Below are 24,880 nucleotides of genomic sequence, written 5' to 3'. Positions count from 1 at the left end.
CTGACGACCTTCCTTGCGATGGCAACACCAGACAGAGATCGCAACAATTGTTGTCGGGCACGGCATCCTTTTTTAGGGCGCCTCAGTTGCCGCCCGCCAACTCGTTTCGCTGCTCGGGAGTAAGCGGGCGCAACTCGCGCCCGTGGAGCATGAGGAACAGCTTGGCGGTCTCCTCGAGTTCTTCGGTAGCATATTGCGCCTCCTCGAGCGACTTTGCCGCGATGACCGGACCGTGGTTCGCCATCAGGACGGCGTTGCTGTCCTTCGCGGCCTCTTGCACCGCCTCTGCCAGTTTCTGATCGCCCGGGCGAAAATAGGGGACAAGCGGCAGGCGGCCGACCCGCATGACATAGTAGGCGGTGAGCGGCGGCAACACGTCTCTCTCATCAACGCCCTTAAGGATGCTGACGGCTACCGAGTAGGTCGAATGAAGATGCACAACGGCGCGGCCGTGCGGCCGCGCGCAGTACATACATTGATGCAGGAAGGCTTCCTTGGTCGGCTTGTCGCCTCCAATATGCACACCCTCGGCCGAAAACAACGAAAGCCGCTCGGGGTCGAGATTTCCAAGCGACGCATTGGTCGGCGTCATCAGCATTCGCCCATCCGACAGTTTCACGCTCATGTTTCCGGTTGATCCGAATGTGAGGCCCCGGTCGAAAATTGACTTGCCGATCCGCGCGATTTGATCCCGTGTTTTCGTCTCTTCTGAAAGGGTCGCCGTCATCAGATTTTGCTCCAGGCATCGATGAAGAAATCTTCGCCGCCAAAATTCCCCGACTTCAGCGCCAGGGAAATCGGCCCCGCGCGGGACGGTGCGCTGACCCATGGAACGCCCGGCGCAATCTCGTTGCCGATGTCGAGCTGGTTGATGCCAAGCGACTTCACGACCGCACCGGAGGTTTCACCGCCTGCCACGATCATTTGCGAGACGCCTCCGTCAACCAGCTCCTTTGCGATCCGCGCCAGCGCCGCCTCCACCATTTCGCCGGCTTGCGTCGCGCCGTATTTCGCCTGATTGGCTTTCACCTCCTCAGGAGCAGCGGTTGCATAGAAGAGCACTGGCTTGTGTCCCACGCGGTCCTTGGCCCAACTGAGCGCATCGGCCACCACGTCCTGGCCATTCGCCAGCTTGCCGATGTCTATCCGGTAGCCCTCATGGTCCTGAAGCATCCGTTCGACTTGGCCGTTGGTCGCAGTCGAGCAACTCCCCGAGATCACGGCGCGAGATCCTGTGCGGGCGCGGTTACCTTCGCGAGGGTGAATTGACGTTGGCCTCTCCATGGACATCGACCGCGCCAGCCCATAGGCAAGGCCTGAGGCGCCAGTCAGAAGCGGAGCCTCGGCGAATGCCCGGGCGATACTCTCCAGGTCGATATCGTCGATCGCATCGATGATGCCTATCCCGGCACCCTCCGCGCGTGCCTGCGCGGACCAGGTCCGTATCGCATCAACGCCACCTTTTACCGTCTCGTGATAGCACGCGACTATCTTGCGCTTGGTCTGCGGAGCAAGGAGCCGGACGAGATTGGAATCCGTCATCGGCGTAAGCGGATGGTTGCGCATCCCCGTTTCGCTCAAGGGCAGATCACCGACGAAGAGGTTGCTCTTGTAGACGGTGCGGGCGTTCGCAGGAAAGGCGGGACAGGCGATCGTGAAATTGCTGCCTAGCTCCTCCAACATGGCGTCAAGCACCGGACCGATATTGCCCGCGTCGGTGGAATCGAAGGTCGAGCAGTACTTGAAAAAGAACTTCGATGCTCCGCGGCGCCGAAGCCAGCGAAGCGCCTGCAGCGACTGGCTGACGGCCTCCGCCGGTTCGATGGTCCTCGTCTTGAGCGCCACGACAATGGCGTCCGCGCTTACTTCCTGCCGGTTGGGCGGGGTGCCAATCATCACTGTGGTCTTCATGCCGCTTTTGGCGAAGATACCAGCGACGTCTGTTGCTCCGGTGAAATCGTCAGCGACGCAGCCGACGGCGAGTTTCGGCGCCGCCATCGCCTCACCTCATGATGAAGGGATTGGCGACACTGCTGGCCGTGGAGATCATGACGCTCTTGGTCTGCAGGTAGTTCTGGATCGAAGCCAGCCCATTCTCGCGGCCGATGCCGGAGTGCTTGTAGCCACCCAGCGGCGACATGTAGCTGATCGTTCGATAGGTGTTGACCCAGACCGTGCCTGCCTGGATGGCCGCGGAGACGCGCAGAATGCGTCGCATGTCCTGCGTCCAGAACCCGGCGGCGAGCCCGTAGCGGCTGTCATTGGCGATCTGGATGGCTTCCTCGTCGGTATCGAATGGAATGACCGCCAGCACGGGACCGAAGACCTCTTCCTGGGCAATGCGCATGTCGTTTCGCACCGACGAGAAAATGGTAGGCTCGACGAACCAGCCCTTGGAAAACTCTGGGTTGGTCGGCCGTGCGCCGCCCAGGACGCATTCCGCGCCTTCTTGTCTGGCGACGTCGATATAGCCGAGGATCTTCTCGAGTTGCGGCGGCGTCGTCACTGGACCAACCTGCGTGGAAGTTGAGAGCGGATCACCCATGCGCGCGGTTTTTGCCAGGGCGATCACCTTTTCAAGGAACTGGTCGTGGATCTTGCGCTCGATGAGCAGACGCGAACCGGCAATGCAGGTTTGGCCCGTGGCTGCAAATATGCCGGAAATGACGCCGTTGACTGCGTTGTCGATCTCGGCGTCGGCAAAGACGATGTGCGGGCTCTTGCCGCCAAGTTCCAGTGTGACCTTCTTAAAATTGCGTGCGGCCGCCTCGCCAATCTTGCGACCGGTGGCCTCGCTGCCGGTGAAGGCGATTTTGGCGACATGCTCGTGGGTTGTCAGTGTCTCGCCGACATCGGCACCGAAGCCTGTGACGACGTTGAAAACACCGGGCGGGAAGCCGGCTTGTTCGACGAGCTTGGCGAGTTCGAGAGTTGAGGCTGAGGTGAATTCTGAGGGCTTGGCGATGAATGTATTGCCTGCCGCCAGGGCGGGGGCCAGCTTGTAGGACAAAAGAAGAAGCGGGGAGTTCCAGGCCGTGATGCCGACGCAGACGCCCAGTGGCTCGTGCCTCGTGTAGTTGAAGGTCTCGGGCTTATCGATCGGGATCACCGCACCTTCGATCTTGTCCGCGAGGCCGCCGAAATAGTGATACCACTGCGGGATGTACTTTAGCTGGAACAGCATCTCGTTGATAAGTTTGCCGTTATCGATCACCTCGATCTTCGCCAGCCGCTCGGCGTTTTCGGCGATCAGATCGCCGAGCCGCCGCAAAAGGTGCCCGCGCTCGCTCGCCGTCAGCTTTGGCCATGGGCCGCTTGTGAACGCCTTGTGGGCAGCATTGATCGCCCGCTCCGCATCCTGCTTTTTTCCCTTTGGAATGGCCGCCCAGGCTTCGGCGGTGAAAGGATTGTAGGAAGCGAAAGTCTCGCCATCGGCCGCGTCCTCCCATTTGCCGTCAATGAACATCTTGTAGGTTTGCATCGTCATCACCTTTGCTAGCATCCCAGTTGATGCGCCAGATGCTCGAGATCGTTGGCGACGAAATCCCAGTCCTGCTCGGCTTCCAGTGACTTGGCCAGGCCCATGCTCGGTCGGCCGCAGGATGAACGCAGTCTTGAGGCCAACGTTGCGGGCGGCGGCGAGGTCGTAATTGTGAGCCGCGCACATCATCACAGCGTCGGGCTCAAGATAGAGCATTTTACACACACCCTCATACGTCTCGGGGTCGGGCTTGTAGTGCCGGAAAAGCTCGCAGGAGAAGATCGCGTCCCAAGGCAGATCGGCACCCTTGGCCATGTTGACCAAGATGGCGACATTGGCGTTCGACAGCGGGCCGATGATGAATTTCCGCTTCAGGCGATGAAGCCCGCCCGACGCGTCCGGCCAGCCCTTAAGCCTGTGCCAGACCTTGTTGATGTGCATCATCTTCGACTCGTCCAGAATGGGCAACGCCAACTCTTCAAATACCGAGTTCAGGGCTTCGAAATGCAACTCGTCGAGATTCGTCCACGGCAGTTCACCGCGCCGCACGCGCGCCTTTTGCGGGTCGTAGCGGCCTCTCCAGCGATCAACAACGTCGGCCCAGTCGACAGTCAAACCTTCTTTACGACCCCATGCAGACAGGTCGGCGATGATGGAGCCGCGCCAGTCGACCACGGTGCCGAAGGTGTCGAAGACAATAGCCTTGATGTCGTTGGCCATCGCTATTGTCCTTGCCATACCGGGAAAACACGGTTGAACGTCTCAACCCTCTTCTCCAGCACCCAGGGTGTGGTGGCTTCATTGAAGCGCGCAAAGTGCCTTGACCGGAGGTGGGTGTCGAAGTCGGTCTGGCTGCGGTAGAATTCGTACAGGTAGAAGCGACCTGGCCGTTTCGGATCCTGGCATACGTCGAAGACGATGCAGCCTGACTCTTCGCCGAGCGATGCTGCCGCGTTTTCAATCATCGCCGCCTGGAAGACATCGATGTGCTCCTTGCCGACCAACAACTCCACCGCAACCACCAACCCTCCCGCGCTCTCACCGCTCATGCCACCTCCTTGCGGACTGCCCTGAGTGAATCAATTACCGAGCGGGTCATGTCAGCGCAGTTGGCGCTTCCACCATATTCCATTGGAACCGCAAGATTGCTCGAAAGTGTATGCTCAACGGCTTCCTCGATCAGGCTTGCGGCATTGGCGAGGCTTTGTTCGCCGTGCCGAACCGCGAGCCAATCCAGCATCATCGCCCCCGAGAGGAACATGGCGCTGGGATTGGCGAAGCCCTTGCCCGCGATGTCGGGCGCGGTTCCATGGGCAGGCTGGAAAAGCCCGTGATTTTCGCCAATGTCAGCAGATGGCGCCATACCCATGCCGCCGATCAGGCCCGCGGCCAAATCCGAGAGGATATCTCCGAACATGTTCTCGGTTACCAGCACATCGAAGGTCCAAGGCTTCTTGACCATGTTGAGCGCCAAGGCATCGACATAGGCGTGGTCCCTCGTCATGTCCGGATGGCGCGTCGCGACTTCGTTGAAGACCTTGCGGAAGAAGGCCATCGATTGAAACACATTCGCTTTGTCGACGCAGGTCACATTTCCCGGCTTGCCGCGACGCTTGCGTTGTGAGGCGATCTGGAAGGCAAACTCCACCACGCGCTCTGTACCAGCCCGGGTGATCTGCATGGTGTCATAGGCTTCCTCATCGTCGCGGATTTCACCGCGGCCCCGGGCATAAAACAAACCTTCCGTCTGCTCGCGCACGATGACAAAATCGATGTTTTCGGCCCGAGGGTCGGTCAGCACCCGCGGCAAGCCGGGAAACCACCGAATCGGCCGCACGCCGGCGAACAGGCCGAGCTCCATACGAAGATCGAGCTGCGGGATGATTTCGGTGCCGTCGGGAAAGCGAATGTCGGGCCAGCCCATCGCTCCAAACAGGATGGCCTCGGCCTTGCGACACGCCTCGAGCGTTGCACTCGGCAACGCCTCGCCGCTCTCCGCATAATACTGCGCCCCCGCCGGATATGTTTGGAACGTTAGCGCCGGGGCGCCGACGAGGTCGAGGGCGGCCTCGACGAGTTCAAGGCAGGCGGGCATGACCTCCCGGCCGATTCCGTCGCCGGGAAGCACGGCGATAGTGAGCGTCTGGTTCTTCATCATTTTCGATCCAGTCAGAGATGGTTCAGTCCAAAGCGATCAAGCAGATCGAGGAGCTCCCGCCCCGCCCGCTGCCTGTGTTCCCGGTGGATGCGTCCGGCGTTCGCAACATCACCGGCTCGGATAGCCTTCACGAGCTCAGCGTGATCGCGGGTCGAGTTCACCGGCTTCGGCCGCATTTTGAGGGTCAGCATGCGCACGCGGTGAGCCCGGTCGATGAAATTCATGACCACCGACTTCAGCATTTGGTTGCCGCCGAGATCCAGAAGCAGTTCGTGGAACCGCGCGTCGGCCTGCGCCCAGCGGTCGAGGTCGTCGGCGGCGAGCGCCTTGTCCATGTCGGCGGTTGCCCGTTCCAGCCCGCTGAGTTGCTCGTCCGTTAACGCGCGGCCGGCCGCGAGCTCGGCGGCGGTGCTTTCGAGCGACGTGAGGATTTCATAGATTTCCTTCATGTCCGACGTCGACACCGGCAAGACGCGCATGCCGTGACGTGGGACAACGGAGACCAGTCCCTCCTGCTGAAGACGCATCAGCGCTTCGCGAACAGGTGTCCTGCTCATCCCCAGGCTTGTTGCGACCTCCTGCTCGGTGGCCTGGAAACCGGGCGACCATTTGTTCTCCAGAATCAACCGGCGGATTTTCAGATATGCCGTGGTCGTCATGGTCTTGGCGAACGTCTCATCCTTGATCAGGTGAGCGGCTTCCGGTTTCGTGGCAGTGGCCATTTCTTCCCCTATTCGTTCGCTTCACGATCCGGCGTAGCGGCGCCAGCTGTGTTCGGGGTTGTACCCGAGCACCGATTTTGCCTTTTCGATTGACAGCAATGTCTCGTTATCGCCGACCTGCCGCTTGAACGGTACGCCTGGGTAAAAGCGCCCGACCAGCTCATCATTGGGCGTCATCATGACACCGTCCTGGTTGGCGATAATGAAGACCTCGGCTCCCTTACCGCTCCATTCCAGAGATTTGCGGATTGCCTGTGCGCCATCGCGGGCGTCGATATAGGTCCACAGGTTGAACCGGCGCCCGCCCGGATTTTTTTCGAACGCCGGGAAGTCGGCGTATTCGCTCTCTTCCATGACGTTGGAAAAGCGCAGGCACACGATTTTCAGGTCCTTGTCCCAGCGGCAGAACTGTTTGGCCATCTCCTCGCCTAGATGCTTGGACAGCGAGTACGAGGTTTCGGGACGCGGAGCATAGTTCTCGTCGGCAGGGAAATAGTCCGGCTTGATCGTGTAGGGAATGCCCAGCAGCGTTTCGCTGGACGCCCACACTACGTTCTTGATGCCAAGAAGGCGGCAGGTCTCGAAGACATTGAAGGTCGAGACCGTGTTGACCCTGAAGACCTCGGCCGGCGCGACCTTACCCGGCATCGGGATAGCGGCAAGGTGCACGACCGCTTCGGTTTTGCGGTTATGGTCCCAGTCAAAACCGGTAATGGCTTCAAGGGTTGCCCGCATGTCCTCAAAGTCGACTTTGATGAAGGGGCAGAGGTTTTCCCGCGGCTCGATCGTATCGGCATTGATGACGTCATGCCCATTATCAAGCAGATGCTTCACCGTCGCGCGTCCAAGCTTGCCGCTGCCGCCTGTTACCAAAACTCTCATTTCAAGATCCTCGTCTGATGTTGCGCCACTCGCTTACCGGCCGCGCCCGATGGCGACCGCGAGGATGATCAGGACCCCGCGGGCGATGAGCTGTTGGCTGTATTCCAGTCCGGCAAGGATCAAGCCGTTGTTGATAACGCCGATCAACAGCGCTCCGACGATCGATCCGATCACGGTCCCGCGTCCGCCGAAAAGGCTGGTGCCGCCAAGGACGACCGCGGCAATGACCGAGAGCTCGTCACCTTCTCCAAGCTGAAACCTGCCGGACTGCAGACGGCCGGCATAGAGCATGCCGGCGATCGCGGCGGCTAGGCCAGTCAGCAGCAGCACCTGGAACTTGACCTTTCTGACGTTGACGCCGCTATAGCGCGCCGCGATCGGATTGCCGCCAGCCGCCATGACCTGACGTCCGAACGGCGTCTTGCGAAGCGCTACGTGAGCGAGCGCGCCGAGGACGGCGACCCACACCACCAGCACAGGTAACGGGCCGATGTTGCCGGACCCGAAGGCGAAGATGAAGGCATCGTCGACGACCGGCACCGGAGAGGTGCCGCTGACCCACATGCCGACGCCTCTGGCAATGCCCATCATGCCGAGCGTTACCAGAAACGAGGGAATGTTGAGATAGGCCGTCAGCCCGCCATTCACCGCGCCGACGAGAAGCCCGAGCGCCAAGCCGGAGGCAACGCCGGCTACGATGCCGTACTGCATGAGCGCCATACCGGCCACAACGGAAGTCAGGCCGGCGATCGCGCCAACGGAAAGATCGATTTCACCGGCGGAAAGCACGAATGACATCGCCATCGCCATAATTGCGACGATCGCCGTCTGGCGCAGGATGTTGAGCAGGTTGTTGGCCGACAGGAACCCTCGCTCCTGCAGCAACACGGCGAACACCACAAAAATTGCAACGAACCCTATATAGACGACATAGTCGCGCCAATTGCCGTACCACGGCTGGGTTTGCGCCGCCGGGAGCTCCTTTTTGAGGGCCTTGGTGTCAATGGACATTTTGGCTAGCCTTCTGTATCGCGACCTGCAATCCCAGTTCTGTCCGGATCAGCGCCGACTGCGCTTCGTCACCGACGGCCGTGGCCCAGCCGTCGATCTCCTCACGATCGATTTCTCGCGCCAACCGGCCGTTGCTCAGCACCAGTATCCGGTCGCTTGTCGCCAGCAGTTCCGCCGGCTCCGATGAGATGACGATGACCGACTTGCCTTCGGCTGCGATGCCACGGATCAATTCGACGATCTCAGCCTTCGATCCGATGTCCACACCCGCGGTCGGCTCATCCAGGATCACCACGCACGGGTCGGTGGCAAGCCATTTCGCGATGACGATCTTCTGTTGATTGCCACCCGACAGGTTCCGAACCCGGTTCTCCGCTGATGGCGTCTTGATCCTCAGTCTCGCAATGAGGTCCGAGGTCAGCACGCTTTCCTTCCTTCTGTCGATGAACGGCCCCTTGACCAGGCTTTCGATTTGCGGAAGCCCGAGATTGTGACCGACGCTGTGTTCGACGACCAAGCCTTCGTCATGCCGGCTCTCCGGGATCAGCACGATCCCGGCATCGATTGCGTCAGAAGGAGATCTCAACTCCAGGGGCTTACCGCCCAGCTCGATCGTGCCTGCCGTCTTGGCGTCCACGCCGAACAACACGCGCGCCATCTCGCTGCGGCCCGCGCCCATGAGCCCCGCGATTCCCAAGACCTCGCCCTTGTGGACGTCGAAGCTGATGCGATCAGGTTTTCCGTGCGGTCCCGAAAGGTTCCGGACTGTGAGCGCCGGTGGACCCGTCCTGTCGACGGGATGGGGGCGGTATTCGAAGCCGGTGACACGCTTGCCGACCATATGCTGGACGATAAGGTCAAGCGTGAAGTCCGCCATCTTGCCGCTAGTGACGTTCTGCCCGTCCCTGAGGATCGTGATCTCGTCGGCAATCGTCATGATTTCAGTCATACGGTGTGACACGTAGATGATTGCCGTGCCGACGGTCGTCAATTTGCGCAGCATGCCAAAGAGCGTGTCCACTTCCTGCGCGCTCAGCGATGATGTCGGCTCGTCGAGTATCAGGACGCGCGCTTTCTGGGAGATTGCCTTGGCGATTTCGGTGAGCTGGGCCTGGCCCGGGCTTAGGTCCGAAACGGGCGTATGCGGATCGACCGTCAGATTGAGCTCGCCGATGATCGAGGCTGCAAGTTCGTTCTCGCGGCGTTGGTCAACCAACATGCCGAACCGCCTTGGCTCTCGCTTCAGGAAGATGTTCTGCGCAACCGAAAGCGTGGGGATCAGGCTGAGCTCCTGGAAGATCATCTCGATTCCGAGGCGACGCGAATTTTCCGGGGAAATGGTCAACATCGGCTCGCCAAAGATTTTGATCGAGCCATCGGTGGGGGTGACCACGCCTTGCAGTATCTTGAGCAAGGTGCTCTTGCCGGCGCCGTTCTCGCCTACCAGCGCATGAATGGTGCCCGGCCGAATCGTCAGGCTCACACCTCGCAGCGCCCGCACACCACCGTAGGACTTCGTGATGTCGGTCATGGTGACGGCCGCGACATCATCATGCGCCTTCTTCGGGTCGGTCATAGCGCTTTCCATCGCTGTGCTAAAGTGGGGAGCGGCGAACGCCGCTCCCCAGGCCCTCATTTCATCGCCTTCACGAGAATCTCGGGAGCCTGATCGCCATTGGAAAGAGGCCATGCCTTGAGCAGATTCTCACGCGAAACGGCGAGCGCTGGAAGCACGACGTAGGGGGGAGCTTCCTTGGCAAGCAGTGCGTAACCGGCCAGGACGCCTTCCGCGTATCCGGCGCCGAACGGACGTTGCGAGCCGGTGCCCTTGACGTAGCCCTTCTTGGCCATGTCGAGCGCTATGTTGACGCCAAGGTCGCACGTGGTGATCACAAGATTCGTGGACGCCCCGACAGACCGCGCAGCCGACAAAACGCCTTCCGTTGGAACGTCCCATACCGCCCAGATTCCGTTCAGGTTGGGGTGCGCGGTCAGCATCGCGGAAGCTATGCGCTCGGACTCACCAGAGAAGTCGGGGCCACCGACGCCTTGTTCCTCGACTACCTTGATATCGGGGAATGCCTTAATCGCTTCCTTGAACCCGACCACGCGCTCGACCGTCGCGAACAGATCGGAGGCGTGCGGAATAAGCGCAATTTCGCCCTTGCCGTCCAACGCCTCCGCCATCAGTAGGGCCGCGACCTTCCCCATGCCGCGATTGTCGGACGACACCAGGCTGACATAGTCCTTGCCGGGCTTCATGCCGGCGCCCGCCTGGTCGAGAAAGACGATCTTGATCCCGGCTGCGGCAGCCTTCATGTAGGCTGCGGCCGTTGCCGACTGCTCCGCAGGTACGGTTATCATAATATCAGGCTTGAGCGCCATGACGCTCTCGATGTCGGCCACCTGCTGCTCGGCACGGTAGCCGGCGTCGGTGACGGCGACGATCTTGACGCCGAGTTCATCGAGCGCCTTCTTCTGTCCGGCCATCTGCGCTTTCGCCCAATCCGAGGCTGTGTAGTGCATGACGATGGCAGCCGTGGCCTTCTTCGCCTTTATCTTTTCGATCTCCTCAGGGGTCAGCTTCAGGTCGCTGGCGAGGGTGGCCTTTTCGCCGTTCGGTCCGGGGGCGGGATTGCTTTCGATTTCCTTGACTTGCTGCGTAATGTCGATCGCGTAAGCACTGGGCGTATAGGCGGCGCTAAGCGCGAGCCCAGCGATCATCGCCAAGCTGCGAATTGGTTTGCGGATCTCCAGGCTCATTTCGTTCCTCCCATGGACAAAATTTTCAATGAGTACGTCGTTGCATTCGGTAATGTATTCATTAAAACAGGTCCTGATGCAAGTCAATTCCGTTCATGTCGCTTCTCGCCCGACCGGCGCAGGCAAGCAGCAGGCAACGCTGTTCGCAACCGCTCGTTGACGGTGGCAGAGCCGTTTAAAACTCGAAGGAAGAAAGAAATGACCGAGCGAACAGATCACATCATCGCCCCTGGCAGAGTCGCGGTCGTCATCGGCTCAGCCAAAGGGCTTGGAGCAGCGTGAGCGCGAAGGTTAGCCGCTGAGGGAATGCCGCTTGCCCTGTTCGACAAAGATGCTGGAACCCTTGAGGACTTTGCGTCTTCGCTCGAAGGGGAGCACATCACGATGGTAGGCGACGTGGCGGACCGGTCTGCCCTGAAGCAGCTATGCAATGAAGTGTATCACCGCTTCGCAGGCGTCGCGTTGCTCATTGACAACGCAGCTATGGGATGACGGCAAGCTTTAGCGGCGGTAGATGGCTATGCGGACATTCTGCTACAGAACCATTCTTCTGCAGCTTCTCGAAAACAAACAGCTTGCCCTTGCGCACGCTGTCTTCAAGTGGGCTGGCATCGGCCATATGCGCCGCAATCGCACTGGCCAGCATGCACCCCGTCCCGCGCATCGACGCAGCCAGACGCGGTGTGTCGAAGCGGACTGGTTCGTGATCGGAGCGCAACAGAATATCGGTTGATCGTGGTCCCGCTGCATGGCCGCCCTTGATCAGTAGCGCTTGTGGTCCGGCGGCTAGCAAACGCTTTCCCTGCCGCAACGTGTCTTTGTCATCCGAGGCCAAGGCAGAGCCGGTAAGAACCGCCAGCTCGATGAGATTTGGCGTGACGAGACGGCATAGCGGCATCAGATCGCGCATCATAAGGCCGATCGCCCGCGCTTGCAGAAGCTGCCTGCCGGACGAGGCGGCGAGCACCGGGTCGAGAATTGCTGGCACGTGCGGATTTTCGCGCAGAACTCTGGCTACAGCAGGGACGGTCTCAGCCGTCGCCAGCATGCCGATCTTGATCGCCCCTACCTTATTGGCCTGCAGCGCAGCGCGCATTTGATCGGCCACCAGCCTTGGTGACGAACGGTGGATTTCGGTCAGGCCATCGTGCGTCTGCACCGTCAGCGCCGTAATAGCCAGGCAGGCGCGCACGCCAAGGGAAGAAATCGTCTCGATATCGCGTGCTATTCCGGCGCCCCCGCTGGAGTCCGACCCACCGACGACAAGCACATAAGGGTCATTCAGCGCCATTGATCTGTCTTTTTGATCCATTCTCGCGTGCGCGCCTCGGGGTCGTCATTCAGCGTGATGTCGGTGACCACGGCCGCGCTGTCCGCGCCGGCCGCGAAGACGCCGTCGAGCCGGTCAGGATTAAGGCCGCCAATAGCGACCAACGGGATCGGCGCAACCCGGCGCTTCCAGTCGTTGATCCGTTCGACGCCTTGCGGGCCCCATTTCATCGTCTTCAGGATGGTCGGATAAATCGGGCCGAGCGCGATGTAGTCGGGTCCGGCGGCGATAGCCGTTTCCAGTTCGACATCATCATGCGTGCTGAGCCCGAGCCTCACGCCGGCCGCCCGTATCGCCAAGAGGTCGGCGGTCTGCAAATCCTCTTGGCCGAGATGGACGAAGTCGCAGCCTTCCTCGATCGCCAGGCGCCAATGGTCGTTGACGATAAGAAGGCATTGGTGCTCGGCGCATAAAGCCTTCGCTGTCCGGATATCAGTGCGCAATCCGGCCTCATCCATGGTCTTGATCCGAAGCTGAACCAGCCTGACACCGAGCGGCACCAGACGTTCGATCCAGGCAGAGCTGTCGACGATCAGGTAGAAAGGATCGAGCTTCATGAAAACACCGCCCTGCCGATCGTCGGCGTCGACGGCACGGCGAGGTCGCGCGGCTCGAGCATTCCCGAGCTGAAAGCTTCACGACCACCCTCGACCGCCTTGCCGAACGCGCGCGCCATGCCGACCGGATCAGCCGCCTTGGCGACCGCCGTGTTCAGGAGCACGGCGTCAAAGCCGAGTTCCATGACGGTTGCCGCGTGCGACGGCCGTCCGAGCCCCGCATCCACAATCAGCGGGATGCTTGGGAAATGTCCGCGCATCGAGCGCAGCGCCGTGATGTTGACCGGTCCGAGGGCGGAACCGATCGGCGCGCACCACGGCATCAAGACCCTGCAGCCCGCCACCAGCAGCCGCTCGGCGACGACAAGGTCATCGGTGGTATAGGGGAATACATCAAAACCGTCCTCGCTCAGGATTCGGGCGGCTTCGACCAGGCCGAACACGTCTGGCTGCAGCGTGTCATGGTTGCCGATCACTTCGAGCTTGATCCAGTTCGTGCCGAAGACCTCGCGGGCCATTTTCGCGGTGGTGACCGCCTCCTTGACGGAGTGGCAGCCAGCGGTATTGGGCAGGACTTTTACGCCCAGCGAGCGGATCAACGACCAGAATTGTTCGCCAGCCCTGCCGCCTGCCATCTCACGCCGCAACGAGACGGTGACCACCGAGGTGCCCGACGCCTTGACGGCATCGGCAAGGATGGCCGGCGAAGGATATTGAGCGGTGCCAAGAAGCAGGCGCGACTGAAGGGCCGCTCCATAAAGCTCGAGCATGGTTTAGCCTCCCTGCATGGGCGAGAGGATTTCAATCCGGTCGCCGTCGCTCAACTGGAATTCCGCCCGGTTGGCTTTGTGCACCAGGTCGCTGTTGACGGCAGTGGCGAGCCAATCGCCCTCATAGTCGAGCGCGGCAAGCAGCTCCGCCAGCGTGGTTGCGGCAACCTCATGCGCTTCGCCGTTGACGATCAGGTTCATGAGCAAGTTCCTTGTCTTGATTGAAAACCAGGTCGGCAGCCTGGCGCGCCATGGCGGGGGCGAGGAGAAAACCATGGCGATAGAGTCCATTGATCGCGACGGTAGTTCCACGTGCCTCGACGCGCGGCAGGTTGTCGGGGAAGGCTGGACGGACGCCGACACCGGTTTCAACGATCTCGGCCTCGCCAAAGGCCGGATGGAGGGCATAGGCGGCACCCAGCAGCTCCATCATGGAACGCGCCGTGACTGGTCCGGCGGACTGGCTCTCAATCATCGTCGCGCCGATCATGAAACTGTGGTCGGTGCGCGGCACTGCATAGAGCGGAAAGCGCGGATGCAGCAGCCTGATCGGGCGCGACAGCGAGATATCAGCGGTGCGCAGGATCAGCATTTCGCCGCGAACGCCGCGCAGCCTGTCGTTGCCCGTCGCCGTTCCCTTGCAGTCGATCTGATGATCGAAACCGGAAAGCTGATCTGCGTCGGTGCCGAAGCGAAATTCGACGCCCATGGCTGTGAGCTTTCCGTGCAGCGCCACTATCGCCTGGCGTGGGTCGAGATGGGCCTCGCCGGGGAAGAAAAGGCCGCGCCGAAAGCGGCCGGCGAGATCTGGCTCCAGAAGCGCTATTTCGTTTTCATCGACACGCCGGTACCCTGACGTGCGGCTGGCAAACCGGTCGAGTTCGCCCGCGTCGCGCGGGGACGCGACGACCAGTGTTCCGGCCCGTGTCACCTGGCCAGGCGTTGCCGCCTCCCACCAGTCGGCCGCGCCGCGTCCAAGGTCCAGAACCGGCTGCTCGGCGCTTTCACGCTCGCACCATGGCGCCAGCATGCCGCCGGCAAACCACGACGCATTGCCACCGAGGCCATGCCGGGTCTCGACGACCTTGACCGTCGCGCCGCGGGCGGCGAGTTCGAGGGCGGTGGTGAGGCCGGCGACGCCGGCCCCTTTGACCAGCACCCTCATGATGGCGTCTGCACCCTTGCCATGAGTGGTGCACCGGTATTGTCCCCCGGCACATAGAGATCGCCGCCTTCGCGATATTTCGCCGCCATCGCTGCCATGCCTTCCTTCTGCGCCTCGGCGCGGATGTCGTGGGAAATGCGCATGGAGCAGAATTTCGGCCCGCACATCGAGCAGAAATGCGCCAGCTTGTGCGCCTCCTTGGGCAAGGTCTGGTCGTGGAAAGATCGTGCGGTTTCGGGATCGAGCGACAGGTTGAACTGGTCCTCCCAGCGGAACTCGAAGCGCGCGCGGGAAAGGGCATCATCCCTGACTTTCGCCGCCGGATGCCCCTTCGCCAGGTCGGCTGCATGCGCTGCTATCTTGTAGGTGATCACGCCGGTCTTGACATCGTTGCGATCGGGAAGGCCGAGATGCTCCTTCGGCGTGACGTAGCAGAGCATGGCGGTGCCGAACCAGCCGATCATGGCAGCACCAATGCCAGAGGTGATGTGGTCATAGCCGGGCGCGATGTCGGTCGTCAGCGGTCCAAGCGTATAGAAGGGCGCCTCACCGCAGACAGCGAGCTGCTTGTCCATGTTCTGCTTGATCTTGTGCATCGGCACGTGGCCGGGCCCCTCGATCATCACCTGGCAATCCTTCGCCCATGCGATCTGCGTCAGCTCGCCGAGCGTTTCCAGCTCGGCGAATTGCGCGGCATCGTTGGCATCGGCGATGGAGCCGGGGCGAAGGCCGTCGCCGAGCGAGAAGGACACATCGTAGGCGCGGCAGATGTCGCAGATCTCCGCGAAATGCTCGTAGAGGAAGCTTTCCCGGTGATGGTGCAGACACCATTTGGCCATGATCGAGCCGCCGCGCGAGACGATGCCGGTGACCCGGTCAACGGTCAGCGGGACGTAGTGCAGCCGCACGCCGGCGTGGATGGTGAAATAGTCGACGCCCTGTTCGGCCTGTTCGATCAGCGTGTCGCGGTAGACCTCCCAGGTCAGGTCCTCGGCAATGCCGTTGACCTTTTCGAGCGCCTGGTAAAGCGGCACCGTGCCGATCGGCACCGGCGCATTACGCACGATCCATTCGCGGATGTTGTGGATGTTGCGGCCGGTAGACAGGTCCATCACCGTGTCGGCGCCCCAGCGGATGGCCCAGACCATTTTTTCGACCTCGTCGGCCATCGACGAGGTGACGGCGGAATTGCCGATGTTGGCGTTGATCTTGACCAGAAAATTGCGCCCGATGATCATCGGCTCGCTCTCTGGGTGGTTGATGTTGGCTGGAATGATCGCTCGCCCGCGGGCCACTTCGTCGCGCACGAATTCGGACGTGACGAAATCGGGAATAGCGGCGCCGAAGCTTTCGCCGTCGCGCTGCAGCTTGCCGCGCATGATCTCGCGTCCAAGGTTCTCGCGAATGGCGACGAACTCCATTTCGGGCGTAATGATGCCGGCGCGCGCATAGGCGAGCTGTGTCACCGCCTTGCCGGCCTTGGCCCGGAGCGGCCGGTTGCGGACCGGAAATTCCGGCGTCAGGCGCTCGCCCGCCGCAAATCCGTTGTCTTCCGGCCGCACATGACGGCCGTCATAGGCTTCGACATCGCCACGCGCCGTAATCCATTCGTGGCGATGCCGGGCAAGGCCCTTTTCGATGCTGGTTTCGACAGCCGGGTCCGTATAGGGCCCGGATGGGTCGTAGACCGTTACGGGCGGCTCGCCGGCCGTCGGGTGAACAGAGATTTCGCGCATCGGCACTGCGATGTGCGGATGGAGGATACCGGGCTTATGGATTTTGCGGGAGGCAGGCAGCGGTCCCGTCGAAACGGCGGGGGTAAAGGCATTCATTGTGAGGCTCCTTTGCTCATGCATTGGAGACCCAGTTCTGTGCCGGAAGGATGAAAAGACGCTTTTGCGGGCCTGCCGAAACAGGACCTCGGGCGTGAACTCCCGCAAAGCGCTTGCACCGTCCCTACGCCAGTATGAACTGGATCAGGTTCAACGGGTCACTGCGCCGCGAAAGCTAGCAGTATCTCAGCCCCTTGCCGGGACTCCCCTGGTGAATGCGCCGAATTGAACGGGCCGGCGCCAGTTTGTCAAGCGCCTTCGGCCAGCCGTGGTGAGAGGCGACCGATCAAACCCAGGCGGAAAGACGCGCACGTATCGACAGCAAGTCACGCCTGGAGGAGCGGCGGAGCGCCCACGACAGGCGAGCCATCACCCGGATTCGAAACCCTTTTTCAGCACGGCATTTTCGGGGCTTTCTGAAACGGCGTTGCTGCCCGTCATCGGCAATCCCTCCGCGTGGACTAGACGCCCCGTTTGTTTCCCCACAACAGAACATGAAGCTGCGGCAGTACACGCGCCTCGAACCACCTGTCGCGGGTTACCTTTTCGACCAGCCATTCCATGCGTTTCATCACACCAGCCATGTCGATGAGCGCGTCTTCGTGACCGGGAGGCGGCGGCGTGTGATTGCCGGGCTGTAGATAGACGGGCAATTGCGGGTAGCGCGCCGCCGCGTCCTTCGCGTAGGCATAGTCATCGTCATCGAAGACGACGAGCTTGAGCGCCATCTGCGGCTTGTCCAGCGCCGCCTCGACGCAGGCGTCGAACGCGGCCCAATCTGTCGTCATTTCACTTGAGGGCGGCTTGGGGCTGAGCACCAGCACGTCGAGATTAGCGAACCATTGCTTCGGCACCGAACCTTGGGTTTCCAATGCAAAACGGTAGCCCTCGCCATGCCCGCGGTCGATCAGCGGGCCAAGCGGCTGGATAGCCGGATTGCCGCCCGACAGCGATACCATCACGGGCTGACCGCCGGAAAGCGCTATGACCTTTTCCCAAACCGCGTCGGGAGACATCATCTCCCAATCGTGGCGGAAGCGACTGTCCACCGCATGCAGGCTGTCGCACCAGGAACAGCGATAATCGCACCCGCCGGTTCTTACGAACACCGTCGGCAAGCCGATCAGCATGCCTTCGCCCTGAATGGTCGGCCCAAAAATCTCGCTCACGCGGATTTCGGGATGCAAGGGGCAAGTCATGGCCGGTATTCCGCCCAGGTTTTCGGCGTCTCGCTTACCCGCACGGCGGAGGTTTGTGGTAGCCGCACCTTGCACCAGTCGTAGAAGTGCCTGGCCAGACACTCCGCCGTGACACGGTCATGCCCCAGCACGTCGTTAAGATGGCGATGGTCGAACGTCCCATCGATGTAGTGCTTGAGCGAAGCCAGGTCTTGGTAGTCCCGCACAAAGCCATGTTCGTCCAGTTCGCCACCTGAAAGCTCTACTACGACGATGTAGTTGTGGCCGTGTAGACGCGCGCACTGATGATCGTGTGGCAAGGAGGTGAGCTGATGCGAGGCCGAGAAGTGGAACTCTTTGGTAATGCGGAACATCACGCGCTCCTGGTCTGGACAGCGTGGAGCCAGAAGTCCGCGTCCTCATAGTCTGTCGGGTCGGCAATGCCGGCCAGATCGAATGCTTCGCGCCGTTCGACGCATGTCCCGCAGCGACCACAATGACGTTCGCCGCCCTTGTAGCAGGACCAAGTCGCCTCGAACGGTGTTTGGTACTTTGCCCCCTCGCTGACAATGTCGGCCTTCGACATATTCACATACGGAGCGTAAAGGCGGATATCGGCATAGCCTGCGAGCGCATGGTTCTGCATCGTCTGAAACGCGTCGATAAAAGCGGGCCGGCAATCGGGATAGATGAAATGATCTCCGCCATGGACGGCAGTGGCCACCGCATCGGCCTTCTGTGCTGCGGCAACACCGAAGGCGATAGCCAACATGATGGCATTCCTGTTCGGCACCACCGTGATCCTCATGGAGTCTTCGGCATAGTGCCCGTCGGGCACGTCCACATCATCAGTCAGTGCCGAGCCGCTCAGGCTCCGGCCGACATCGCGGATATCGACGATCTGGTGCGGAACACCCAGCCGTTTGGCGCAGATGGAGGCAAAGCCGAGTTCCTTTTTGTGTCTCTGGCCGTAATCGAACGAAAGCAGGCCAATGAGTTTCTGCTCGGTCGCCACCTTGTGCGCGAGCGAAACAGAGTCCAATCCGCCGGAGCAGATGACGAGGGCATTCATGGTTTGAGTCCTTGTTTTGACCGGGTAAGGCTGCGACCGGAGATTTCTCTGCGCTCCCAGTACTCCACGAAGCCGGTTTTGTGAATGGGGTGGAACGCGATTGAGGCGCACGAGGCCGACGTCAATGCGACGCGGTCGGGCACAGATGGAAGAAGCCCGGCGCGAGGTGTCGGTCTTGTCTAATGTGGCCGTAGATGAGGGGCTGACCTTGGGTCTCGGGTCGCCTAAGCAATCAGGCGGCCTTGCGTTCCTTGAACCCCTTCTCAAAGGCATCCTTGAACGGCTTGACTCGATCTGTTTGCGCACGAAAGCAGCCTGCAGTTCGAAGAACTCGGACGGCGACTTCACGGCGACCAGGGCCTCGAGGTGCGTGAAGCTGGCTTCGGCATTGGCTTGCAGAGCGGCAATCATCTTCAGAAGCATGTCGTTGCTGGCGGTCTTGGCTAGTTCAATGGTCGACATGAAAGCCTTTTGAGTCGTTTCGGCGTCCGAACTCAATTTGGAAAATACTTCCTTCGACTGCTCAAGGCTCTGGTTGGCGACAGCGCGAACTTGCTCGACAGCCTGGACGGGTCTAAGGCAGAGGATTCGACGGTTTTTGAGCGTTTCAGTCTTTCCGGAGATCTTGGACACTGTTTCATCCTTTTGCCAGTGGCGACCGCAAAGCAAAGCCGCCTCTTCATCTACGAAATCGCGGCAACGCGGCATTACGGGTCGGCGCGAAAGGTCCGGCGGGCGCTCGATCTGGGTTGCCAAATTTTGTGGTTGAAATTTACTTTCACCTAATTGTTCGGTAGGGGATCAACACGCAGCGACTACTCTAGAGCGGGGGAGTGAAAGAGTGATGCAGCGTCTGTCTGCCGCAAGGCTCGGGGACCTTCTGGCCGGCGACCTGCGGGCTTTTGGCGGGCCCTCGACGATCGAACCACTTGCCGGCCGCATCAGGGCGGAGCAGGTCAGTATCGTGCTTCGCAACACGCTTCTTGGCATGGTTGCGAATATACTCAATGCGGCCACACTCGTTATGGCGGTTTGGGGCTCGCCCGACCAAACGAAAGCCATCCTCTGGGCGAGTGTGATCATCGTCGCCGCTGGTTTCGTCGGCCTAAGAGCGAGATCATCGTTTCTATCGGTCAAACCTAGATCAGTGTCTCGCCGCACAACGCAAAACCTGGTGCGGAACGCCTTCCTGTTCGGCACTTGGTGGGGAGCACTTCCCATTCTGTTCTTCAGCGGGGCAACAAGTGCCGCCCAAGTCGTCATTACCTGTCTGAGCGCCGGGATGATCGCAGGCGGTGCCGCTTCCTTTTACACGATTCCTATTGCGGCCATCGCGTATACACTGCCGATCTTCGTCGGTTCGGCGGTCGCGATTGTGTGGCTGGATGGCGCCGTCAATCTGCCCGTCGCAATCCTGTTAGTGAGTTACGCCATCACGCTGTTTCGTGCAGTGCTTGCTCACGCATCCGAATTTACCCAAAGCTTCATTCTGCAAGCCGAAAGCGAAAATGCCATTCGCATGGATGTTCTAACCAGTCTCCCAAACCGGTTCAGCTTCAATGAGCGGCTCGGGAACGCGTTGGTAGACGCAAAGCAGTTTAACCAGCACTTTGCGTTGCTTTTGTTCGATCTTAGCAATTTTGACGAGGTGAATGATCACTTTGGCCGGGCAATGGCGGATGCCGTTTTGGTCGAAGCGGCTGCGAGACTTCGCAAATCGACACGGGAGAGCGATGGCATTGCCAGGTTGGAGGGTGGCGAATTCGCAATAATCGCTGCGCGCGATATCAGGCCAGATCAAATCAGGTCCTTGGCCAAACAGATCATAGATGCCATGCGGGCCCCCTTCTTGATCGAAGGGCGCGAAATATATTGCAGGGCCTCTATCGGCATCGCTCTGGCGCCTACTGACGGTTTGGATGCCCACCAGCTCCTGCGATGCGTCGACACCGCGCTACACAGGGCCAAGACGCGCGGGGCGAGCTCCATCCAGTTTTTCAGCGCAAACGACGATGAAGCTGCTGCAAGGCGCCATGCCCTTGAACGCGATCTGGCATCTGCGCTCGCCAACGACCAGCTTTGGCTCGCATTTCAACCTTTTCTCGACCTCGGGAGCGATCGCATCCGAGGTTTTGAAGCGCTGCTGCGGTGGCAGCATCCGACCCTCGGCGCGATCCCTCCGTCGGAGTTCATTCCTATCGCTGAAGAAACCGGATTGATTCACGGCATCGGAATTTGGGCGGCCAAGACGGCTTGCTTGGCCGCGGCACAATGGCCGCGCGACTTGCGGGTGTCCGTCAATTTGTCGGCAGTGCAGCTTAAGGACAAGGGCTTGCTGGATGGAATTGTGATTGCCTTGGCTGAAGCTGGTTTGGAGCCGCGAAGACTGGAGGTCGAGATTACAGAATCGGTGCTGATTTCCGATTTTGAAGACGCTATTTCATTGTTGCAATCGTTGAGATTTCTATCCGTCACAGTTGCCCTTGACGATTTCGGCACTGGCTTTTCATCGCTGACGTATCTTCGCAAATTGCCTCTTTCGCGGCTCAAGATCGACCGATCTTTTGTCCAGGATATGCTTACCGATGCGGACTGCGCCGCGATTGTGAGATCACTGATCGAATTGGCGCACGAGCTTCGAATTGAGGTAACGGCCGAAGGCGTCGAAACTCCCGAACAGCTCGAATATCTTCGCCGCGTCAGATGTGACGAAGCTCAAGGCTATTTAATCGGGAAACCTGTCCTGATTGACGACATTCTTTGCATTGCTGCGAAGCCGTTTGGTCAGCAGCTAAATACATGAATGACAGGGCTGGCATTTTCCCGGCGATGGTCTGGTTTTTTCTCGTGTGCCAACCGAGACGAGGTGAGGCAACGGACGCCGCCCAACCTCCTCGCTGGATCCGCTTCGTCGGCGACGGCGTTTCGGCTTTTTCGGTTTGCGCCCGAGCCCCATGCTCCGGGCCAACGCCAAGCGCGCAGCGCCGCCATTCGACGCAACCATAGGGTAATCTGCTGGCAGACTCCATTTGACGATTTTCGTCCGCTATAGGGCTGCCCCTCCCGGCGTCGTGCACAAGTTGGGCGGCTCGCCGTGGCGGTCACGTGACCGAGTCAGAATTGGCTTTAGCGCTTCAACGGTGACTTAGGCGCATCCGGTCGGCGGTCGACAACGATTATGGTATCGCCGGAATGTTTCTTGTTCACATGGCCGCCGTCGCCCGCAAGGTCAGAAAAGGAGTTCCCTGATTATCCTGTCAGTTGGTGGTTTTCGCAGCAACGTACGCACCGGGCCATGACGTGGCTCTTTGGGCCCTCCAAGCGCCGATTTGGACAGTTAGGGTTTGCAGGGGCGCGAACCACCGGATTACGAACGCGATGATGCTGGAAAAACTGCGCGCCTGTTGGGGGTTTAGCCCCACCGGCGATAGGAACGTCGCTCTGGTCGAAGGCTTTCTGAAGGGCAAGCGCTTCGCCGACCTGGCGCAGGAACATGGCTTATCCACAACGAGGCTGCGCCAAATCATCGAGAGGGCCGATCGGTTCGTGGGCGGCGGCATCCTGACCAAGGCTGAACCGAACAAGACCTCGCCTCGATCCGATTTCATGGTTGACTATCCCTATGTGTGGAACCTGGCCCGGACGAGCCAGCTAGGTCCCAGCACGCTTCAACATTTCTTCAAGGAGTTGGAACGCGCGGGATCGCTGGAGCGTCTGGTTGACAAGATGAAGCGGTTGCCGGGCCGCGCACGGACAACGCGCGAGCTGACACGCCTCGTGTGGCTAAAAGAAAAGGGCGAAAGCCCATGGCCTGCAATGAAGCGATCAAGCATAGCGATCGTGGAACCAAGCTGCCCGGGTGACCATCCGGACCGCGACCTTCAATGCCAGCTCGCCTTGGAACCGGTCCTCCAGCAGTTGGTTCACCGCGCAGCGGAATCCGGCTGGACCGAGGACGAGATAGCCTACGCGCTCGCCGGCGCTCGCCTCAAGGGACAGCTGCCGAGCGGGTCGTGATTTGATCAGCATACAGGGACCTCGATACGCAGCATCTGCAGCTCCTTTACCGCAAAACCCAGGCGACAACGCTATCGGCGGTCAGCCAGATCAGGCTCGACGTTGCCTCTCATCGGCCATGGTGTTGCCCGGATGGGGTTCCTTGTGCGGACGCCACCATCGTGGCGGCATCGTCGGCAAAGGAAGAACGGTTTTTCGCCTGGCCGTTGACGAAGCCAGCATAAGTCAGCCGCGAGTGCCGAAGGCATCAATCCGCGAGGGTTCGTGGCGAGTGACGTAGCTCCTGTGCAGGGCCCATTTCCCGCTCTTTCGGCTTAACTCCCTTGTTCCAGCCCGGACCTTGCCGATCAACCCGCTGCGGGGTCGGACTACGCGAGCGTGCCGTCGCTCACGGCTTCGCCATCGCGATGATCGCGGTCCCGGCTGGACCCGACGGGCGCCTGTCGAGCGGGGAATGGTCCCCGCGAATACGGGAGCCAAACACATGTCGCACGAACTCAGCCTCGCTCAGAGCCACGCCTGGAACCTCGCTCGCACCCTGATGACACCGGTCATCCTGTTCAGGGTCGATGACAACGAATACGGCGTTCTTCCTGCTGACGACCTCGACGGCGACGAAGTCGACGCGATCGCCGAATACTGCCCATACACAGGAGGGCGGCCGGTTCATTGAACCGGTCCCCCCGGCCGCGGCGTGCCGCTTGCGAGCGGCAGGCCGCAAGGGAGGCTGCGCCGCGGCAAAAGCCGCGCCCTTGCGCCCTTTGCTCTTCGCGGCGGTTGCGAGGTGTTCCGCCAATTGTGCGGAAGAAATTGACTTGAAGAAAGGCCGGCCGGAAGGCTGCCGGGAGAGAAAAATGGAAAAGACGGATATAGAAGCGCTGCGCGGCCGGGTCGGCTGTGCCGCGGTGCTGGAGAGCGGCGGCTTCACGGTCGACTCCAAGGAAAGCACGCGCAAAGCGGTCAAATACCGTCGTGGCGACGATATCATCATCGTCATCCATGACGGCAAGGGATGGTTCGACCCGTTGTCGGATCGAAAGGGCGATGTCTATTCGCTGGTGCAGCATCTGGACGGCGGCAATTTCCTGGAAGCCCTCTTCGAGGTAGCCTCGCTTGCGGGGTTCGTGCCGAGCGAGCCGGCATGGAAACGACAGTCTTGGAAGACCGGACCCGACCAGGCGGTTCCGAAGCGATGGGCGGCCCGACGCAAGCCGTGGCGCGGCTCGGCGACCTGGCGCTATCTGCGCGACGAGCGGCGCATTCCCGAACAGGTCATCGCGACTGCGATCGCTCAGAACGTTCTGAGGGAAGGCCCGCGCGGCAGCATGTGGGCCGCCCACAGCGACGCGGCCGGTCTCGTCACCGGCTGGGAGGAGCGCGGGCCGCAATGGCGTGGCTTTGCGGCCGGAGGCGGCAAGGTGTTGTTCCGGTTGGGGTCGGTGACAGCCACCCGGGTCTGCGTCAGCGAAGCTGCGATCGATGCCATGAGTCTGGCCGCGCTCGAACGGATCCGGCGCGACACGCTGTATGCCAGCACCGGCGGTGGCTGGTCCCCGGCGACGGACAAAGCGCTTCGCCAGTTGGCGGGGAGGCCGAACACGCGCCTTGTAGCGGCCACCGACGCCAACCCGCAGGGCGAGGCATTCGTGTCGAGGCTGCGTGAGCTTGCCGGCGAGCTCGCCTGTGACTTTGAGCGGCTGAAGCCGCGCGCCGAAGACTGGAACGCGATGCTGCAGGACGCGGCATCCGCATGACGGCGCCGATCACTCAACCGCGGTGCAGGATTGAAGATCGCCGGCCATAGTCATGTCGGCTCGAAAGGGTGCACACGTTGCCATGACAGCCGGTTCGCACCGCCCAAGTTGGGGAGGGCAAGAAGGGAGAAAAGGAAAGGACACCCGGCTGCCGCATGCCCGCCGGTCGCGTGCAAGGGTGAAGCTTC

At 60.8% G+C, this 24,880-nt stretch carries 25 protein-coding genes, 3 pseudogenes and 1 riboswitch; of the genes and pseudogenes, 6 read left to right on the top strand and 22 right to left on the bottom strand.

From position 1 onward, the window contains the following. Positions 1–82: 82 nt before the first annotated feature. From otnC to AC04SF_RS29575, 11 genes and pseudogenes are all read right to left on the bottom strand, one after another. Entirely contained in the window at positions 83–727 is a 645-nt protein-coding gene (gene otnC, locus AC04SF_RS29625) for a 3-oxo-tetronate 4-phosphate decarboxylase (protein ID WP_488480658.1), read from the bottom strand. Then, positions 727–1,998 (bottom strand): 3-oxo-tetronate kinase, encoded by a 1,272-nt coding sequence (gene otnK / locus AC04SF_RS29620; RefSeq protein ID WP_488480657.1) that lies wholly within the window; start codon positions 1,996–1,998, stop codon positions 727–729. Before otnK ends, otnC begins: the two co-directional genes overlap by 1 nt. Positions 1,999–2,002: 4 nt before the next feature. Further along, on the bottom strand, positions 2,003–3,481 hold the full coding sequence (locus AC04SF_RS29615) for an aldehyde dehydrogenase (RefSeq protein WP_488480737.1): 1,479 nt from the start codon (positions 3,479–3,481) through the stop codon (positions 2,003–2,005). A 165-nt stretch (positions 3,482–3,646) separates the two neighbouring features. Next, a pseudogene (locus tag AC04SF_RS29610) lies at positions 3,647–4,201 on the bottom strand (haloacid dehalogenase type II); the annotation flags it as partial. 2 nt (positions 4,202–4,203) lie between these two features. Further along, positions 4,204–4,530: a putative quinol monooxygenase gene (locus AC04SF_RS29605; RefSeq protein WP_488480656.1), complete on the bottom strand. Its 327-nt coding sequence runs from the start codon at positions 4,528–4,530 to the stop codon at positions 4,204–4,206. Next, positions 4,527–5,639: an isocitrate/isopropylmalate dehydrogenase family protein gene (locus AC04SF_RS29600; protein WP_488480655.1), complete on the bottom strand. Its 1,113-nt coding sequence runs from the start codon at positions 5,637–5,639 to the stop codon at positions 4,527–4,529. Before AC04SF_RS29600 ends, AC04SF_RS29605 begins: the two co-directional genes overlap by 4 nt. An 11-nt stretch (positions 5,640–5,650) precedes the next feature. Continuing rightward, on the bottom strand, positions 5,651–6,361 hold the full coding sequence (locus AC04SF_RS29595) for a GntR family transcriptional regulator (protein WP_488480654.1): 711 nt from the start codon (positions 6,359–6,361) through the stop codon (positions 5,651–5,653). A gap of 21 nt (positions 6,362–6,382) precedes the next feature. Continuing rightward, entirely contained in the window at positions 6,383–7,243 is an 861-nt protein-coding gene (locus AC04SF_RS29590; RefSeq protein WP_488480653.1) for an NAD-dependent epimerase/dehydratase family protein, read from the bottom strand. Between the two features lie 33 nt (positions 7,244–7,276). Next, entirely contained in the window at positions 7,277–8,254 is a 978-nt protein-coding gene (locus tag AC04SF_RS29585; RefSeq protein ID WP_488480652.1) for an ABC transporter permease, read from the bottom strand. Then, complete coding sequence (locus AC04SF_RS29580; protein ID WP_488480651.1) at positions 8,244–9,830, bottom strand: sugar ABC transporter ATP-binding protein; 1,587 nt, start codon at positions 9,828–9,830, stop codon at positions 8,244–8,246. The genes AC04SF_RS29585 and AC04SF_RS29580 overlap by 11 nt, the downstream gene beginning before the upstream one ends. A 56-nt stretch (positions 9,831–9,886) precedes the next feature. After that, the gene (locus AC04SF_RS29575) at positions 9,887–11,017 is read right to left on the bottom strand and encodes a substrate-binding domain-containing protein (RefSeq protein WP_488480650.1); all 1,131 of its coding nucleotides are present in this window, start codon (positions 11,015–11,017) and stop codon (positions 9,887–9,889) included. A 12-nt stretch (positions 11,018–11,029) separates the two neighbouring features. Here AC04SF_RS29575 and AC04SF_RS29570 point away from each other — a divergent pair, with 12 nt between their 5' ends. Both AC04SF_RS29570 and AC04SF_RS29565 read left to right on the top strand, forming a co-directional pair. Beyond that, positions 11,030–11,299: a hypothetical protein gene (locus AC04SF_RS29570; protein ID WP_488480649.1), complete on the top strand. Its 270-nt coding sequence runs from the start codon at positions 11,030–11,032 to the stop codon at positions 11,297–11,299. A 24-nt stretch (positions 11,300–11,323) separates the two neighbouring features. Next, positions 11,324–11,509, top strand: coding sequence for a hypothetical protein (locus tag AC04SF_RS29565; protein ID WP_488480648.1), 186 nt, complete (start codon positions 11,324–11,326; stop codon positions 11,507–11,509). Here AC04SF_RS29565 and AC04SF_RS29560 read toward each other — a convergent pair. From AC04SF_RS29560 to AC04SF_RS29515, 10 genes and pseudogenes are all read right to left on the bottom strand, one after another. Continuing rightward, complete coding sequence (locus tag AC04SF_RS29560) at positions 11,499–12,308, bottom strand: hydroxymethylpyrimidine/phosphomethylpyrimidine kinase (RefSeq protein WP_488480647.1); 810 nt, start codon at positions 12,306–12,308, stop codon at positions 11,499–11,501. The two genes, AC04SF_RS29565 and AC04SF_RS29560, sit on opposite strands and share 11 nt — an antisense overlap. Then, entirely contained in the window at positions 12,299–12,904 is a 606-nt protein-coding gene (locus tag AC04SF_RS29555) for a thiamine phosphate synthase (protein ID WP_488480646.1), read from the bottom strand. The genes AC04SF_RS29560 and AC04SF_RS29555 overlap by 10 nt, the downstream gene beginning before the upstream one ends. Continuing rightward, complete coding sequence (locus AC04SF_RS29550; RefSeq protein ID WP_488480645.1) at positions 12,901–13,674, bottom strand: thiazole synthase; 774 nt, start codon at positions 13,672–13,674, stop codon at positions 12,901–12,903. The genes AC04SF_RS29555 and AC04SF_RS29550 overlap by 4 nt, the downstream gene beginning before the upstream one ends. Positions 13,675–13,677: 3 nt before the next feature. Beyond that, complete coding sequence (gene thiS, locus AC04SF_RS29545; protein ID WP_488480644.1) at positions 13,678–13,875, bottom strand: sulfur carrier protein ThiS; 198 nt, start codon at positions 13,873–13,875, stop codon at positions 13,678–13,680. Further along, a complete protein-coding gene (gene thiO / locus AC04SF_RS29540) occupies positions 13,844–14,839 on the bottom strand; it encodes a glycine oxidase ThiO (protein ID WP_488480643.1) in 996 nt (331 codons plus the stop codon). Before thiO ends, thiS begins: the two co-directional genes overlap by 32 nt. Continuing rightward, on the bottom strand, positions 14,836–16,671 hold the full coding sequence (gene thiC, locus AC04SF_RS29535) for a phosphomethylpyrimidine synthase ThiC (RefSeq protein WP_488480642.1): 1,836 nt from the start codon (positions 16,669–16,671) through the stop codon (positions 14,836–14,838). The genes thiO and thiC overlap by 4 nt, the downstream gene beginning before the upstream one ends. A 103-nt stretch (positions 16,672–16,774) precedes the next feature. Then, a riboswitch (TPP riboswitch) is annotated at positions 16,775–16,891 on the bottom strand. Between the two features lie 241 nt (positions 16,892–17,132). Further along, positions 17,133–17,870, bottom strand: coding sequence for a 7-carboxy-7-deazaguanine synthase QueE (queE, locus tag AC04SF_RS29530; protein WP_488480736.1), 738 nt, complete (start codon positions 17,868–17,870; stop codon positions 17,133–17,135). Continuing rightward, on the bottom strand, positions 17,867–18,223 hold the full coding sequence (gene queD, locus AC04SF_RS29525; RefSeq protein WP_488480641.1) for a 6-carboxytetrahydropterin synthase QueD: 357 nt from the start codon (positions 18,221–18,223) through the stop codon (positions 17,867–17,869). The genes queE and queD overlap by 4 nt, the downstream gene beginning before the upstream one ends. Then, positions 18,223–18,921, bottom strand: coding sequence for a 7-cyano-7-deazaguanine synthase QueC (gene queC / locus AC04SF_RS29520; protein ID WP_488480735.1), 699 nt, complete (start codon positions 18,919–18,921; stop codon positions 18,223–18,225). The genes queD and queC overlap by 1 nt, the downstream gene beginning before the upstream one ends. A 342-nt stretch (positions 18,922–19,263) precedes the next feature. Beyond that, positions 19,264–19,383, bottom strand: a pseudogene (locus tag AC04SF_RS29515) (phasin); the annotation flags it as partial. Between the two features lie 382 nt (positions 19,384–19,765). On the opposite strand from AC04SF_RS29515, the gene AC04SF_RS29510 reads away from it, so the two are divergent. Continuing rightward, positions 19,766–21,724, top strand: a complete 1,959-nt coding sequence (locus AC04SF_RS29510; RefSeq protein ID WP_488480734.1) for a putative bifunctional diguanylate cyclase/phosphodiesterase — start codon at positions 19,766–19,768, stop codon at positions 21,722–21,724. Between the two features lie 120 nt (positions 21,725–21,844). Here AC04SF_RS29510 and AC04SF_RS29505 read toward each other — a convergent pair. Beyond that, positions 21,845–21,952, bottom strand: a pseudogene (locus AC04SF_RS29505) (MucR family transcriptional regulator); the annotation flags it as partial. 347 nt (positions 21,953–22,299) lie between these two features. Here AC04SF_RS29505 and AC04SF_RS29500 point away from each other — a divergent pair. The 3 genes from AC04SF_RS29500 (at position 22,300) to AC04SF_RS29490 (ending at position 24,692) form a co-directional block, all read left to right on the top strand. Continuing rightward, on the top strand, positions 22,300–22,938 hold the full coding sequence (locus AC04SF_RS29500) for a hypothetical protein (RefSeq protein ID WP_488480640.1): 639 nt from the start codon (positions 22,300–22,302) through the stop codon (positions 22,936–22,938). A 484-nt stretch (positions 22,939–23,422) separates the two neighbouring features. Next, positions 23,423–23,611, top strand: a complete 189-nt coding sequence (locus AC04SF_RS29495) for a hypothetical protein (protein ID WP_488480639.1) — start codon at positions 23,423–23,425, stop codon at positions 23,609–23,611. Positions 23,612–23,792: 181 nt separating this feature from the next. Beyond that, positions 23,793–24,692 (top strand): DUF3991 and toprim domain-containing protein, encoded by a 900-nt coding sequence (locus AC04SF_RS29490; RefSeq protein ID WP_488480733.1) that lies wholly within the window; start codon positions 23,793–23,795, stop codon positions 24,690–24,692. Positions 24,693–24,880 lie beyond the last annotated feature (188 nt).

It is taken from the genome of Mesorhizobium sp. CNPSo 4671 (assembly GCF_057784245.1).
This window is presented reverse-complemented; position numbering and strand designations above follow the sequence as displayed.

Bases quoted from the DNA above. Each gene is read 5' to 3' on its own strand.
- AC04SF_RS29590 (WP_488480653.1), bottom strand. From the start codon at position 7,243: ATGAGAGTTTTGGTAACAGGCGGCAGCGGCAAGCTTGGACGCGCGACG.
- otnC (WP_488480658.1), bottom strand. From the start codon at position 727: ATGACGGCGACCCTTTCAGAAGAGACGAAAACACGGGATCAAATCGCG.
- AC04SF_RS29580 (WP_488480651.1), bottom strand. From the start codon at position 9,830: ATGACCGACCCGAAGAAGGCGCATGATGATGTCGCGGCCGTCACCATG.
- AC04SF_RS29510 (WP_488480734.1), top strand. From the start codon at position 19,766: ATGCAGCGTCTGTCTGCCGCAAGGCTCGGGGACCTTCTGGCCGGCGAC.
- AC04SF_RS29565 (WP_488480648.1), top strand. From the start codon at position 11,324: ATGCCGCTTGCCCTGTTCGACAAAGATGCTGGAACCCTTGAGGACTTT.
- otnK (WP_488480657.1), bottom strand. From the start codon at position 1,998: ATGGCGGCGCCGAAACTCGCCGTCGGCTGCGTCGCTGACGATTTCACC.
- AC04SF_RS29500 (WP_488480640.1), top strand. From the start codon at position 22,300: ATGATGCTGGAAAAACTGCGCGCCTGTTGGGGGTTTAGCCCCACCGGC.
- AC04SF_RS29570 (WP_488480649.1), top strand. From the start codon at position 11,030: ATGGACAAAATTTTCAATGAGTACGTCGTTGCATTCGGTAATGTATTC.
- thiO (WP_488480643.1), bottom strand. From the start codon at position 14,839: ATGAGGGTGCTGGTCAAAGGGGCCGGCGTCGCCGGCCTCACCACCGCC.
- queC (WP_488480735.1), bottom strand. From the start codon at position 18,921: ATGAATGCCCTCGTCATCTGCTCCGGCGGATTGGACTCTGTTTCGCTC.
- thiS (WP_488480644.1), bottom strand. From the start codon at position 13,875: ATGAACCTGATCGTCAACGGCGAAGCGCATGAGGTTGCCGCAACCACG.
- AC04SF_RS29585 (WP_488480652.1), bottom strand. From the start codon at position 8,254: ATGTCCATTGACACCAAGGCCCTCAAAAAGGAGCTCCCGGCGGCGCAA.
- AC04SF_RS29575 (WP_488480650.1), bottom strand. From the start codon at position 11,017: ATGAGCCTGGAGATCCGCAAACCAATTCGCAGCTTGGCGATGATCGCT.
- AC04SF_RS29600 (WP_488480655.1), bottom strand. From the start codon at position 5,639: ATGATGAAGAACCAGACGCTCACTATCGCCGTGCTTCCCGGCGACGGA.
- AC04SF_RS29490 (WP_488480733.1), top strand. From the start codon at position 23,793: ATGGAAAAGACGGATATAGAAGCGCTGCGCGGCCGGGTCGGCTGTGCC.
- AC04SF_RS29550 (WP_488480645.1), bottom strand. From the start codon at position 13,674: ATGCTCGAGCTTTATGGAGCGGCCCTTCAGTCGCGCCTGCTTCTTGGC.
- thiC (WP_488480642.1), bottom strand. From the start codon at position 16,671: ATGAATGCCTTTACCCCCGCCGTTTCGACGGGACCGCTGCCTGCCTCC.
- AC04SF_RS29615 (WP_488480737.1), bottom strand. From the start codon at position 3,481: ATGCAAACCTACAAGATGTTCATTGACGGCAAATGGGAGGACGCGGCC.
- AC04SF_RS29605 (WP_488480656.1), bottom strand. From the start codon at position 4,530: ATGAGCGGTGAGAGCGCGGGAGGGTTGGTGGTTGCGGTGGAGTTGTTG.
- AC04SF_RS29495 (WP_488480639.1), top strand. From the start codon at position 23,423: ATGTCGCACGAACTCAGCCTCGCTCAGAGCCACGCCTGGAACCTCGCT.
- queE (WP_488480736.1), bottom strand. From the start codon at position 17,870: ATGACTTGCCCCTTGCATCCCGAAATCCGCGTGAGCGAGATTTTTGGG.
- AC04SF_RS29595 (WP_488480654.1), bottom strand. From the start codon at position 6,361: ATGGCCACTGCCACGAAACCGGAAGCCGCTCACCTGATCAAGGATGAG.
- AC04SF_RS29555 (WP_488480646.1), bottom strand. From the start codon at position 12,904: ATGAAGCTCGATCCTTTCTACCTGATCGTCGACAGCTCTGCCTGGATC.
- queD (WP_488480641.1), bottom strand. From the start codon at position 18,223: ATGTTCCGCATTACCAAAGAGTTCCACTTCTCGGCCTCGCATCAGCTC.
- AC04SF_RS29560 (WP_488480647.1), bottom strand. From the start codon at position 12,308: ATGGCGCTGAATGACCCTTATGTGCTTGTCGTCGGTGGGTCGGACTCC.